This is a genomic window from Pimelobacter simplex (genome assembly GCF_024662235.1).
GTDB lineage: Bacteria > Actinomycetota > Actinomycetes > Propionibacteriales > Nocardioidaceae > Nocardioides.
The window spans coordinates 18,421-32,400 of record NZ_CP096278.1 but is presented as its reverse complement, the minus strand read 5'-3'; the positions used below and the strand labels follow the sequence as shown (position 1 = coordinate 32,400).

8 protein-coding genes are annotated in these 13,980 nt (G+C 69.9%); 4 read left to right on the top strand and 4 right to left on the bottom strand.

All coding sequences use genetic code 11. From position 1 onward, the window contains the following. Positions 1-134: 134 nt before the first annotated feature. Complete coding sequence (locus tag M0M48_RS30645) at positions 135-2,348, bottom strand: hypothetical protein (protein ID WP_257754628.1); 2,214 nt, start codon at positions 2,346-2,348, stop codon at positions 135-137. A gap of 228 nt (positions 2,349-2,576) precedes the next feature. Next, on the bottom strand, positions 2,577-2,783 hold the full coding sequence (locus M0M48_RS30640; RefSeq protein WP_215817426.1) for a hypothetical protein: 207 nt from the start codon (positions 2,781-2,783) through the stop codon (positions 2,577-2,579). A gap of 372 nt (positions 2,784-3,155) precedes the next feature. On the opposite strand from M0M48_RS30640, the gene M0M48_RS30635 reads away from it, so the two are divergent. Both M0M48_RS30635 and M0M48_RS30630 read left to right on the top strand, forming a co-directional pair. Then, positions 3,156-3,782 (top strand): hypothetical protein, encoded by a 627-nt coding sequence (locus tag M0M48_RS30635; RefSeq protein WP_257754627.1) that lies wholly within the window; start codon positions 3,156-3,158, stop codon positions 3,780-3,782. Positions 3,783-3,859: 77 nt separating this feature from the next. Next, positions 3,860-8,941 carry a methyltransferase domain-containing protein gene (locus M0M48_RS30630; RefSeq protein ID WP_215817424.1) on the top strand — a complete coding sequence of 1,694 codons (5,082 nt, stop codon included), beginning with the start codon at positions 3,860-3,862 and terminating at the stop codon, positions 8,939-8,941. 128 nt (positions 8,942-9,069) lie between these two features. On the opposite strand, the gene M0M48_RS30625 is transcribed toward M0M48_RS30630, so the two are convergent. Then, positions 9,070-9,375 (bottom strand): hypothetical protein, encoded by a 306-nt coding sequence (locus M0M48_RS30625; protein WP_215817423.1) that lies wholly within the window; start codon positions 9,373-9,375, stop codon positions 9,070-9,072. A 58-nt stretch (positions 9,376-9,433) separates the two neighbouring features. Then, positions 9,434-9,748, bottom strand: coding sequence for a hypothetical protein (locus tag M0M48_RS30620; protein ID WP_215817422.1), 315 nt, complete (start codon positions 9,746-9,748; stop codon positions 9,434-9,436). Between the two features lie 449 nt (positions 9,749-10,197). Between M0M48_RS30620 and M0M48_RS30615 the strand changes: the two genes are divergently transcribed. Then, on the top strand, positions 10,198-11,184 hold the full coding sequence (locus tag M0M48_RS30615; protein ID WP_215817421.1) for a CAP domain-containing protein: 987 nt from the start codon (positions 10,198-10,200) through the stop codon (positions 11,182-11,184). Positions 11,185-11,380: 196 nt separating this feature from the next. Beyond that, on the top strand, positions 11,381-13,972 hold the full coding sequence (locus tag M0M48_RS30610) for a hypothetical protein (protein ID WP_215817420.1): 2,592 nt from the start codon (positions 11,381-11,383) through the stop codon (positions 13,970-13,972). Positions 13,973-13,980: the final 8 nt, after the last annotated feature.

Genomic DNA, 13,980 nt, shown 5'->3' with positions numbered 1-13,980 from the left:
CGCTAAACGGGATAGGCGAGCGCTACGAGGGTGCTGACGCCTACGACGCCCCCGGCGCACCCCGTCGGGGATCAACGGGCTATCTCAGATAGACCGGCTAAACCGGCTAAACCGGCTAGACACGGATGCGCAGGTCAGCCGGCGGCGATGACGACGGCGTCCAGCTCGCGCTGGAGGAGTTCGACGCAGCTGGTGTCGTCGGTCCATCGCGTTGGGGCTGGCGGGGGTGGATGTTCGGCTTGTGGTGGGGGAGCGGTGCGTCGGGCGATCCAGGCCGGGTCGAGGAGACCGTGGTCGACGAGCCAGGTCCACCAGGCGCGGCGCTCGTCGCGGTAGCGCTGGATCTGGGCGCGGACGGCCTCGTCGATGCCGAAGAGTTCGGCCAGGTGAGCCAGCGAGGCATCGCCGAGGGTCCAGCCGCCGTCGACGCGGGTCGCGAGGCCCCATGCGGCGAGGGCCTGGAGCGCTTCGTAGGTCGCGGACGGGCTCAGGCGGGCCCGGGCGGCAATGTCGCGGCCGCCGGCGGGCTCGTCGAGCTGCTCGAGGACGTCGTAGACGAACGCGGCCGCTCGGCCGAGTTCGCGGAAGGCGGCTCGGATGCCGTGGATGCGGCCGCGTCGCCAGGGCTTTGCCGCGCAGGCGGGGGCGAGCAGCGGTGGGATGCGCAGGGCGACGACGTGGGCGTGGATGCCGCGGCCGTTCTGGACGTGGTCGAGCAAGGCTCGGTCGCTGGGTTCGTTGAGGAGTTGGCGCAGGAGCCTGCTGACGGTGCCGTTGTCGGTGTCGGCGCCAATCGCGAGGCTGCGGTTCCCTACGTCGAGCTCGACGGTGCCCTTGCTGAGCGCTAGCGCGGCGAAGGTGTACAGGACGGCTCTGGCCGTGAGGTCGCTGGTCGGTTGGCTCAGCAGCTCGACTGCCGCCAGCCATTCGCGGACGAACCGCTCGACCTGGGACCGAGTCATCGTGCTGTTGCTGGCCTCCTGTGCCCGCGCGCGCTGTGTCTTACGACCGCTAGTGGTGGTTGTGCGGACACGGCTCTCCTGCGGGGCGTGGAAGGCACGTTTGTCGCGCTCTGAGCGCCGCTGGCGTCGGCGGCGCTCGTGGTCGACGGCCTTGCGCCAGTCGCGGCGCAGGGCGCCGTGGCGCTGCTGGTCGCTGTAGCGCGCGTAGAGGCCGGCCAGGCCGCGCCAGGTGCCGTCGTGGAGGCGGCGTACGACGTCGCCGAACTCCCAGCCGGCGGCGACGCAGGACCAGATGAGGCGCTGGCGGACGTCGGAGTCGGTGGCGGGCCTGCCGTCGGCGCGGCGGTACTCCTCGGGGTCGTACTCGCCGGTGCGTGCGATGTGCTGGTAGTCGGCGGCGGGCTCGGTCCAGCCGCGGAGCGGCTCGAGCTGTTCCTCGCCTGCCGCGTCCGCGGGGGAGTGGGGGACCGAAGCCGGTGAGGAGAGGGGAGATCTCGCCCTTTTGCTGTGGCGACGCGTAGCGGTGCCGGCGGCCTCGTGTGTTTCGTGGGTGTCAGCACCCTCGTAGCGCTCGCCTATCCCGTTTAGCGGGAATAGCGCAACAGTCTGACCATGCGCGGCTAGCGCTGTGGTGCGGGCGGTGTCGGGGGGCTGAGATAGCGCGTCGTTCTCGGCGGCTGTGGTCGAGGTGTCGCGGCTGGCCACCTGCGACGTGTCGCGCTCGGCCGACCGCGACACGTCGCGCGCCGCCTCAGCAGCTTCGAGCACGGTGTGGGCGAAGGCGTGCCACGCGGTGTCGTCGTTGGGGGCGTCGAGAGCGGCTTCTGCGGCCTCGATGGGTCCGTCGAGGACCTGGTGGCCACCGCGACGGTGCCAGGCGCCCGGAGGGCGGATGCAGCCGTCCGTGAGGCCCCGCATCGGCATCGCGTCGACGGTGGCGAACAGCTCCTCGAGCGCGACCGCGACCTGGCGGGCCTCGAAGTAGGAGACCGGCGTGCGCAGCGGCACGTACAGGTGCCGGCCACCGCTGACGGAGCGGTCGGAGAAGCGGGCGCTGAGGCCCGCGTCGTCCATGAGGGCCTCGATGGCGGCCAGGTCCTCGTCGACGCCGTCGACGCCGTCGACGCCGGCGTCGACGACGGTGCCGGCGGTGGCCTTGCTGGAGTCGAGGTCGACCACGAAGACCGGTGCGCAGCCGCGCTGGTCGTACAGCAGCACCGCGGCGACCTGCGAGGGCAGCTCCGGGGTGACGTCGCGCTCGCCTCGGCGCGCGAACGTCCTGCCGGTGCGCGAGACGCGCATGCGGCCGTTGGCAGCGAGGCGTACGGCGACGCGTTCCCAGGCTTCGCGGGCCGCCTCGACGGCGGGGTCGACGGGGCGGCTCACCGCGCGCTCCGGAGGAAACCAAAAAATTTCGATCCGAGCGCGTGGGGGAGTGCCGCAAAACGGGCAGAGTCGTCTACTGTAGGCAGCACGAAGCGACCTTTCTGTGAGTCGGCATAGCCGCCTCGTTCATCTCCTTGGCAAGTGGAGCGTGAAGGTTTAAGAGCTTCAGCGAAGGCGACCGGGGCAACGGTCGCCTTTCGCGTTTTCGGGGCACTGCCCCGAGTCACGTCATCCGGTCAGCGGCAGCTCCGGGTGCGCGTGCACATCGCGGGGGTCCGCGATGTCGTAGTTGATGTCCTGGGCCGCGAGAACCAAGAGGTAATCGCTGACCGATCGGAAGCCTTTGCGCTTCGCGACGGCCTTGACAGCTTCACCCATGTCTTCAGGGACACGGGTCCCGAGAAGGACACGTTCTCCACGGTGCGGCTGGGGCATGTCGCCCATCCTTGCGGACGTAACTGTTACAGAAGCGGATTTGGGGGAGGCTTGGGCGTGTCGCTCGGCTCAGGTTGGGGCCGCGCGCAGACTGCTGTACCTCGCCGACCGTGGTTGCGCCGGCTCGCTCGGGCTCGCTGCGGGTCGGTGATGGCCGCCGTGAAGAAGCCGCTCATCGAAGGTAGGGAACCCATGCAAAGATCGAGGGGACCGGGAGGACCGAGGGGTGGCGCGTGGCGGGAGCGGATGGCGATGAGCAGCTGGCGTTCGATCTCTGGGGCACCCCCGAGTCGGCCGCGGACGATCGAGTCCAGCGGGTCGACCGGTCCCGGCGACCGTCGCGGGCGCCTGCGCCGCGACCGCCGGCGGCTGGTGTCCGAGCGGGAGATCAAGAGGCTCTCGACCTATTTGCGGCGGATGGCGGAGAAGAGGAACTCGTCGATGAACCGGTACGGGCTGCTGGCGCAGGCGCACTGGAGGACCCACGCTCCGACGCGGTACGCAGCGCTGGAGGATCCGGCGGCGTACTTCACGACGCTGGGGGAGACGGTGGCCGCTCAGGTAGCGTCGACGCAGGATCGGCTGGAGCAGGGGCTGCCGGCGGAGCTGGAGTACCTGGACCGGGTCGCGCAGCTTCGGACGCTCCAGCGGCAGGCCGAGGAACTGGTCCTGACGGACCTGGTCTACTCGGTGACGGCGGAACCGTCGAGCCGGGCCGAAGAGCTGGAGACGCTGCTGGGGCTGCTGCCCTCGCCGGCGATGCTCGAGGAGCAGCTCGCCCGGCTGACGGCGGAGGCGACCGAGGAAGCCGAGCGGGAGGGGTGGAGCCAGCCGCTGCTCAGCGAGGAGCAGGAGGAGCAGCAGGATCGGCTTCTGGCGCTGCTGCAGCTGGTGCGGCTGGACCGCGACCCGGCGCAGATGAGCGAGGCGGAGCTGAGCGAGCGGATTCAGGCGCTGGCTCCGTTCCTGCCGCCGGAGAGCGCCGCGACCGAGGCGTAGCCCTCGGGCCGGTCTTCCGGCCGCACGCGCAGAGCCAGCTCGCGCCGTCGGGCGCGAAGGCGCGGTTCGCGGCGAACGTGGCCGCGATCGCGACGTCGCGCCAGATCGAGGCCGCAGCGCGGCCGGCGACGGCCGAGGAACAGCAGGTGCTGGCTCGGTGGTCGTCGTGGGGTGCGATCCCGCAGGTCTTCGACGACGAGCGCCCCGAGTGGGCGGCGGAGCGTGAAGAGCTGAGAGGTCTGCTCGACGAGCAGGCCTACGACGCGGCGCGACGCACGACGATCAACGCTCACTACACCGATGCGTCCTACGTCGACCAGATGTGGATCACGCTGCGCGATCTTGGGTTCGACGGCGGAGACGTGCTCGAACCGGGCTGTGGATCGGGGACGTTCATCGGCATGGCGCCCGAGACAGCGCGCATGGTGGGCGTCGAGCTGGACCCGACGACGGCGGCGATCGCACGCGGGTTGTACCCGCAGGCCGACATCCGCACGGAGTCGTTCGCTGAGACCCGGTTCCCGCGCGGGCACTTCGACGCGGTGATCGGGAACGTCCCGTTCGCCGACGTCGCGCTGTACGACCCGCGCCATAACGCCGGCGGGCACTCGATGCACAACCACTTCATCATCAAGTCGCTGGCCATGACCCGCCCCGGCGGGATGGTCGCGGTCGTGACGAGCAGCTTCACGATGGATGCCACCAACCCTGCGGCGCGCCGGGAGATGAACGCGATGGCCGACCTCGTCGGCGCCGTCCGCCTCCCCTCGGGTGCCCACCGTCGGGCCGCCGGTACCGAGGCGGTCACCGACATCCTCATCTTCCAGCGTCGCGCGGACGGCGTCCCGCCGCGCGACCTGCTGTGGGAGACGGTCGGCCCGCGTCAGGTCGAGGGACCTGAGGGCCCGGTCATGGTCCGGGTCAACAACTACTTCGACGAGCACCCCGATCACCTCCTGGGCACCCTGCGGGTCGGCACCGGCATGTACGGCGGCGAGACCGTGCACGTGGTCAGCAGCGACCTGGGTGCGCTCGAAGGGCAACTGGCTCTCGCCCTGTCCGACGTCGTGTCCCGTGCCCGCGAGCGCGGGCAGGGATTCAGCGAGGAGAGGGAGGAGCAGGCGCTCGAGCGGGCCGAGGCGGTCTCGCAGCTCACGGACCTGTGGGACGGCACGATCGTCGCGGACCCCGCGACGGCGGGATTCCAGGTCGCCCACGGCGGCCGCCTGGAGCCGCTCGCGGTGCCCAAGACGCAGGCGGCCGAGCTGCGGCTCCTGCTGGAGCTGCGCGACGGCGCCCGCGGCGTGCTAGAGGCCGAGGCCCGCGACGCCGAGGACACCTCGGCGCTGGCCGAGCAGCGGTCGGCTCTGCGCAGCAGGTACGACGCCTACGTCGAGAAGTACGGCCCGCTGAACCGGTACGCGCTGCGCGGCACGGGTCGCTACGAGCCGGTCACGGACCCCGAGACCGGCGCCGCGGTGATCGACCCGGCTACCGGCGAGGCCGAGCGCGGGGCTGAGGTGATGGCCCGGATCACCCCACGCTCGATGGTCACCTTCCGCCAGGACCCGCACAGCGCGCTCGTGCGGGCGCTGGAGCGGTTCGACGAAGAGACCCAGACGAGCACGCCGTCCTCGTTGCTCGTGCAGCGCGTGGGCGCCCCGCGGCCGGTCCAGCAGGGCGCCGAGACGCCCTCCGAGGCGATCGCGCTCTCGCTCGACCAGACCGGTCGGGTCGAGCTGCCGCTGGTCGCACGCCTCCTCGGCGTCGACGAGACAGAGGCCCGCGCCCGGCTCGGCGACCTGGTCTACGACGACCCCAAGAGCGGGCAGCTCGTGCACGCCCCGGAGTACCTCTCCGGCGACGTCCGGGCCAAGCTCGACGCCGCGATCGAGGCGGCCGCCGTCGACGACCGGTTCCAGGTCAACGTCGACGCTCTGCGCGAGGTGCTGCCCGACCCGATCGGCGTCGACGAGATCGAGGCTCGCCTCGGCGCGGTCTGGATCAGCGCCGAGCTGCACCAACAGTTCCTGGCCGAGCTGCTCGACGACTCCACCGTGCGGGTCGAGAACCCGCTGCCAGGGGAGTGGGAGGTCCGCGGCCAGCGAGCGGGCATCCGCGCGACCAACGACTGGGGCACCGGCCGGCGGCCGGCGACCGACCTTGCCCAGGCACTCATGGAGCAGAAGCGGGTCGAGGTCGCCGACGAGGTCGAGGGGCCCGATGGGCGCAAGCGGCGGGTCATCAACCCCGTCGAGACCACCGCGGCGCAGGAGAAGGCCGACGCCCTGCAAGAGCGGTTCGGCGAATGGGTCTGGGAAGACCCTCAACGAGCCAGCGAGCTCGCGGAGATCTACAACCGACGGTTCAACTCGATCCGCCTGCGCGACTACTCCTCGGCCGGTGACTACCTGACGCTGCCCGGCCTGACCGCCTCGATCCAGCTCCGCGATCATCAGCGGGCCGCGGTCGCGCGGATGATCGCAGAGCCCTCGGTGGGGCTCTTCCACCAGGTCGGCGCGGGCAAGACCCTGGAGATGATCTGCGGCGCCACCGAGATGAAGCGGATGGGCCTGGTCTCCAAGCCCGCCGTCGTGGTGCCCAACCACATGCTCGAGCAGTTCTCGCGCGAGTGGCTGCAGGCCTACCCCCGCGCGCGGGTGCTCGCCGCGTCGACGGCGGACCTGACCGGCGACAAGCGCCGGCTCTTCGTCGCCCGGGCGGCCGCGAACGACTGGGACGCGATCATCTTGACCCAGGGCGCGTTCAAGAAGATCGGCCTCTCGGCCGACTTCGAGTCCGAGTACATCGCCCGTCAGCTCAGCGAGCTGCGCACCGGCCTGGACGCGGCCAAGGGCGCGGACAGCATGAGCGTCAAGCGCATCGAGAAGAAGATCCTGGCCGTCGAGGAGCGGCACAAGAAGGCGCTCGCGATGCCGCGCGACCCGGGCGTGAACTTCCAAGACGCCGGCATCGACTACCTCGTAGTCGACGAGGCGCACATGTACAAGAACCTGGCCACCGTCTCGAACATGCGCGACGCCGCGATCGAGGGCTCTCAGCAGGCCACCGACTTGCACATGAAGCTGGAGTACCTGCGCGGCAAGCACGGGGACCGGGTCGCGACGATGGCCACGGCGACGCCGCTGGCGAACTCGGTGACCGAGGCCTACGTCATGCAGCGCTACCTGCGCCCCGACCTCCTCGAGGCCGCCGGCGTGACGTCGTTCGACGGCTGGGCAGCCACGTTCGGCTCCCAGGTGACCGAGATGGAGATGGGCCCGGCCGGCGGGTTCCGCCTCAAGACCCGGTTCGCGAAGTTCCAGAACGTCCCCGAGATGCTGCGCATGTGGCACGTCTTCGCCGACGTCAAGACGGCCGAGGATCTCAACCTCCCGGTGCCCGAGCTGGCGCCACGAGCCAGCGACGGCAAGCGCGACATCGAGACCGTCGTCCTCCAGCCCACCCCCGAGCTGGAGGACTACATCGCCGAGATCGCCGATCGGGCCGAGAAGGTCGCCAGCAAGGCGGTGAGCGCGGCCGAGGACAACATGCTCCTCATCTCCACCGACGGCCGCAAGGCCGCGCTGGACCTCCGGCTGGTCGACCAGGACGCTCGCCAGTCCGGGACGGTCAAGCTCGATGCGGTCGCCAACAAGATCCTCACCCGCTGGGAGGCGACCCGCGACAACGTGTACCTCGACGAGGTCACCGGACAGCCGAGCGAGATCCGCGGCGGGATGCAGATGGTGTTCTGCGACCTCGGTACGCCGAACGCCACGCGCTGGGACGCCTACAACGAGCTGCGCGCGAAGCTGATCGATGGCGGGATGCCACCCGACGGCATCAGGTTCATCCACGACGCGAAGAACGACGCCGCCAAGGCGCGGCTGTTCGCCTCCGCGCGCAGCGGCCACGTCGCGGTCCTTATCGGGTCGACCGGCAAGATGGGCGTGGGCACCAACGTCCAGGCGCGGCTGACCGACCTGCACCACATCGACTGCCCGTGGCGCCCCGCCGACCTCGAGCAACGCGACGGTCGCGGCATCCGCCAGGGCAACCAGAACGCCGAAGTCGGCATGTTCCGCTACGTCGTCGAGCGCTCCTTCGACGCCTACTCGTGGCAGACCGTGGGGCGCAAGGCGACCTTCATCGCCCAGGTGATGCGCGGCCGGCTCGACACCCGCGAGATCGAGGACATCGGCGACACCGCCCTCTCGGCGGCCGAGGCGAAGGCTCTCGCCTCAGGCAACCCGCTCGTGCTGGAGAAGGCCAGCGCGGATGCCGCGTACCAGAAGCTGCGCCGCCAGGAGGTCGCCTTCCACCGCGCACAGGCCGCCCTGCGCCAGACCCGGCACAGCGCCGAGGCGCGTATCGAGCGCCGCGAAGGCGAGGTGGCTGCGCTGCGCACCGCAGCCGGGCGGACCATCGACACCACCGGCGAGGCGTTCACGATGAGGGTCGCCGGACACCTGGCGACCACTCGGCCCGACGCGGCCGCCTCGATCGCCGCGTGGGCCACACGCAACCAGCCCGTCATCTTGGCGACCTCCCGCCACGACGAGCCACTAGCGCTCGGCACCCTCGGCGGCCACGAAGTCACCGTCACCGGCGACCGCTCGCTGCTGGGCAGCGACCACATGGTGATGGTCGGGCTCCGCGACGTCCCCGGCTCCGAGCACCGTACGTCCCTGCGTGAGCTCCAGAGCGCCAGCGTGGGCACCATCCGCGCCATCGAGAACAAGGCCGTCGCGATCGAGCGCCGGATCGGCACCTACGAGGCGGAGATCGCGGAGGCACACCGCACCGTCGCCGACGTCGACAGCAAAATCGGTCGCCCCTTCCCGCACGCCGGGGACCTGGCGACTGCCCGAGCACGCGTCGAGGAGGTCGACGCGGCTCTTGCCGCCCAGGCCGCACCACCAGAGCCCGCGCAGGCGGCACCATCCGCCCCTGGCGCCGGCGGGGCCGAGCTGAGCCCTGCTGCCCGTGCAGCGCTCGAGGCATCGGGGCATGGTCGCCGCCCGACCGGGAGCACCATCAGCCAGGCCGCCCCAACCGACCCAACGCAGCGCACGGCATCCGGTGACCCTGCCGACGCGCGCGTGAGCCGCGCTCCAGAGAACCCACGCCCGCACGGCCGGCCCCTGGGCCGCTGACCACCCACAACACCAGTCCGCTACACCCGCTAGACCCGACATGCCCGCTACGCCCGCTAAACGAGAAAGCAGAAGCAGACACTTAGCCGCGCGGCGCTCCCCCCCTCTCCTCGCTGCGGGGTTAGGTTCTAGCCTCCGGCGATCGGACTCGCAGCGCCACGTGGCCGGCGCAGCGACGGTGGCGCGCCGCTCCAGTTCGGGTCCACCGGGACCAGGATCAGCTCGTTGCGGCGGAAGCGCCCGAACTTCCACTGGCTCTCGGCGTAGGTGTCGTCGCGGTAGAAGACCAGCGCACGACCCTTGCGGTCCGAGGGATGCGGCAGCTCGACGATCACGCCGCGGTGCGGCTTCAGCCGCCCAATGCTCGGGATGAGCACGAACACGATGTCGTCGTAGGGCCGCCACGCGTCGCGCTTCGGAGGGTTGGCAGCCACGCCACCACGATAGAACACATGTTCGATGAGGCGGAGAGACAGCGACGATGCAGGGACCCTAGGACGAGGGGGCGTCGGCCTGACCCGGCGTGCGCGGCTCTTCGCCGGCGACGAACTTCTTGAGCTCGTCGACGAGGAAGTTGAGGCGCTCCTCATCGACGGCGTAGATACCCGCACGGCGCCCGCGGCTCTCGGGTCGTCCGACGACGACGCCGGCGTCAATGAGGATGCGCGTGTTCGCGGAGACGATCGGGGCAGTGAGGCCAAGCGCGCGGACCGCGTCGACCTGGGAGCCGGGGTTGAGCCGATAGTGCCGGATGAGCGCGGCGAGGGCCTGCGAACCCAGAACCCGCAGCGCGACCTCGACACTCACAGGGAGCGGAGGGTCGGGGCGGACAACGACGGGCACGGCGTCATTGTGCCGTTGAGCGAATCCGCGTAAGGACCAAGGCTCTTTCTAGTCTTTAACACAAGAATGATGGTACCTTGACTTGCCCGTTTCGCCAGGAGGTGTCGAGGCCCGGCGAAGCGGGGGACGGGCTGGAGTTCGCAGGAACGGGTCGCCTATGGGGGAGGCCTTGAACTGCAAGGAACCAGCACGGGGCGCCGGCGCCACGCGCTGCGCCAGGTGGGGCCGGACGACGAAAGGGATTGGATCCCCTGGACGTCGTCCGGCCGCACTTCCAGGGCTGAAGAAGAGGGGGTAATGACACCCGTGCTCATTACGCAGATCACTGTGCGAGATGGATCACGGGCGGCATTCGGGGGTCAAACGAACAGGAACGGTGGCAAGTCGTGACAAGTTCACTTAGGTTGGTTCGCGTGAATCACACGCGGAGGATTTCGGGAGCAGGCAGCGTCGCGATCGCTGTTCTGCTGGGCCTGGTGATGAGCGCGCTCGTCAGCGCGGTAGCGCCGGCGCGTGCTGCTGCGGAGACGACGGCGTGCGCGCAGACAGCGTCGGTGACCACAGTCAAGGGCCTGTCGTGGGCTGTGAACTCCTACCCCGAGCGGCTGCGGTTCAAGGTGCGCAAGGTCGGGCGGATGTTCAAGGTCCGCGCGACCGCGACGGTCCGCGTCTCGACCACGGGTTCCTACAAGGTCACCGGTGTGGTCGACCGTTGCGCCGGCGGCGTCTCGGCGCCGGAGACGGTGACGCTGACGATGCGTCCCGAGGCGGCGCGCTCGGTCGCGAAGAGCGCTGTCGCCAAGCACCGCAAGGCGGCGCGGGCGAAGAAGACGGCCCGCAAGAACGCCGTGACGTCGGCGCGCGTTGAGGGCCGCACTCTGACCATCCGTGCGCTCGACGCGGCCGCGCGCGCGAACGCGCAGCGCGAGCTGTCGAAGCTGCTCGGCGCCCAGGTCAACAAGGCCGCGATCCGCGCCGCGGTGCTCGCCGAGATCAACGCGCGCCGAGCGGGGGAGAGCCTCGCGGCCTTCCAGACCCTCTCGGCAGCGGAGCCGCTGGCGGACGATTGGGCTGAGACGACCAAGGACGGTCCGTACGGACACGACAGCGACCCAGTCACGGGATACAAGGCTGATCTGGCTGGGCTCGGCTGCAACCCGCCGCTGAGCGGGTATTCGCCGGGCCACCTGGAGGCCTTGCACTACGGCGCATCGGGGTCAGCGACCCAGATCGCCACCTGGGTAGTCGACTCCTGGATGGATTCGCCGGGCCACCGCGGCATCCTCATGTCGCCCTCGATGAAGTGGGCTGGTGTTGGACTCGCATTCAGCACCGAGAGCGAGATCTGGGCGGTCGTGCTTCGTACAACGAACGAGGACTGCACGAACGTCGCGGGCTAGCCCCGCACGTCGTCCCCAAAAGAGACTCCTCGTCCGTCGCACCAGGCGGCAGATGAGGTCGACCTGACGTCGGGGCAACGAAACGCTTCGCTGCGACGTCATGTCGGAAAACTGAAGAACCCCCGCCACCCGAGATCAAAGCTTGCAGGCAGGAACTCAGGTGGCGGGGTCCATCCCCTATGAGAGGACCCGAATAGTGTTCCACCTTCACCCCCCGCCGCGCCTCACCTGGCGCAATGCGGTCCAGACGGTCGTCGGCGTGCTGACCACGGCGCTGACCCTGGCGCTGGTGCTGAGCGGCCTCGCGGTCGCGAACGCACCCGCCGCTGGGGCAGCGACGGCGACGGTGAACGCGGCCGCGAAGACGGCAGCCAAGACGGTCAAGGCGGCGTCGAAGGCGGTCGGGCCGGTCGCCCGGGCGGCGGCACCGAAGTCGGCGTGTCGTCCCTACGACCCGAACTTGCGCAACGGTGTGTGCGTGAGGTTCGCCGACGGCCGCGTGACGTGGCTGGGCAACCTGACGAACCCGAAGGGTCGGATCTTCTTCTGCATCGACAAGGGCAAGGACTCGCGCCTGCCCGCGTCGGCGCCGATCAAGTCGACCAAGGACCTCAAGAGTCAGTACGGCAAGGCGATCCGCAAGCAGGAGCGCGCCGCGCTCAACTACGTGATCCTCGAGTACGCCACGGGCGCCGGGGACACGGACGCGGCTGCCATCCACTACCTGATCCGCCTGGTCATGTCGGACACCAAGGGCCAGCTGCCCGGCAACCTGCGCGTCGGTGACGAGGTCCCCGGCCAGGGCGCCGTCCCGGACGCCGTGATCAAGCGTGCGCGGGTGATGTGGAACAAGGCGTCGGCCTACTACGGCCCCTGGACGCTCCAGCTCACCGGCAGCACCGCTGACATCAAGGTCGGCCAGACCCGGACCCTGCAGGCCTCGGTCGTCTCGGCGGCGGGCAAGCGTGTCCCGGGCGCGAAGATCACCCTCGCCTACAACGACCGCGTCTCCGGTCCCACCACGGTGACGAGCCTCGGCGACCGGAATGTTCCGGTGACCATCACCGCCCGCAAGGCCGGCACGCTCGCGATCAACGGCTCGATCGTCGGGCCCGCCGGCGAGGGCAAGCTGTTCGACCCGCCCAACAATGGCATCCAGCGCGGCTGGATCGCGCAGAAGGAGTCCGACACCGCACAGCTGCGTCTCTCGGGCGAAGTCCGGTTCGGCGAGCCCGTGGTCTTCACCGTCACCTCGAGCAAGCTCGTCGAGCCGGGCGAGGAGTTCTTTGACAACGTTCACATCGAGAACCTCCCGGCCGGCGTCACGACGACGGCGACCGCGCGTCTCTACGGCCGCTACGAGGCGCAGCCGACGGCGACCGACTGTCAGCCTGCTCAGCTCGCCAAGACCGTCACCTTCCCGGTGAACGGGTCGGGCGACTACAAGACCCCGAAGGTCTCCGTCTCCGAGGAGGGCTACTACACCTGGGTGATCACGCTCGCCGCGACGGCCGACACTATCGCGGTCACCACGCCGTGCGGCATCGTCCAGGAGACCACCCTGGTCTCGCACCCGCTGCTCGCCGTCACGGCATCGACGCAGATCTCCGCGCAGCGCAGCCGCGCCGGCGACAAGATCTACGACACCATCAAGCTGAGCGTGCCGGAGCACGACGAGCCGCTGACCCAGGACCTGAAGGGCGAGTGGACCGTGTTCGGTCCGGTCGCCCCGATCAACGGGTCTTGCGAGGGTGTCAGCTACGCCAACGCTGGCGTGCTGGCGACGGCTCCCTTCACCGTTGCTGCCGGTGACATCGTCGATGGCCACGAGCTGAAGACGCCGGAGGTGCTCGTCCCGGCCGCGGGCTGCTTCTCCTACGGCGAGGAGATCTTCGCCAACGACGAGATCGCGCCGTACTCGCACCCGGTCGGTCAGGTCTCGCAGACCACGCTCGCGGACAAGAACAAGCCGACGATCGCCACGCAGGTCTCGGCGCAGAAGATCCTCGTGGGCGGTACGACGTTCGACACCATCATGGTCTCGGGCCTCCTGCCCGGGCAGACGGTCGAGATCATGTACACCAAGTACGGTCCGGTCGACGCCGTCAACGGCAAGTGCGACCTGCCCGCCTCGGCGTGGGTCGACGCACCGGTCTTCGACGAGGGCTCCGTCATCGCGACCGGCAACGGTCCGATCACCACCCCGGTGAGCAAGCCGGTCCAGGCGCGCGGCTGCTACTCCTACGGTGAGCGGCTGATCGGCAACGACGTCGTCGAGAACGTCGAGCACCCGGTCGGCCACGTCACCCAGACCACGCTCGCTGACAAGGCCGCCCCGGCGGTCAAGACCTTGGTCTCGCGCCAGATCGCCTTCACCGGCGGCCGCCTGCACGACACGGTGTGGGTCACCGGCCTGCTGCCGGGCGTCCAGGTCCGCGTCTACTGGACCCTGTACGGCCCGATGAAGCCGGTCAACGGCTCCTGCAAGGCCGTCAACTGGGACCGGCCCAAGGCGCGCGCCAAGGTCGTCGACAAGGGCTCGTTCATCGCGTCGAAGAACGGCAAGTACAAGACGCGGGTCTCGAAGAAGCTCAAGAAGGCCGGCTGCTACACCTACGGCGAGTCGGTCAACGAGTCGACGACGAACTACCCGCACGAGCACAAGCCGGGCAAGAAGTCGCAGACGTCGCTGGTGAAGAAGCCGCGTCGTCCCGACATCCCGACGGGCCCGGCCGGGTTCGGCCGCAGCGTGGTGGCCAAGACCGTCGGCGCCTACCACCCGTTCTGAGGTAGGAG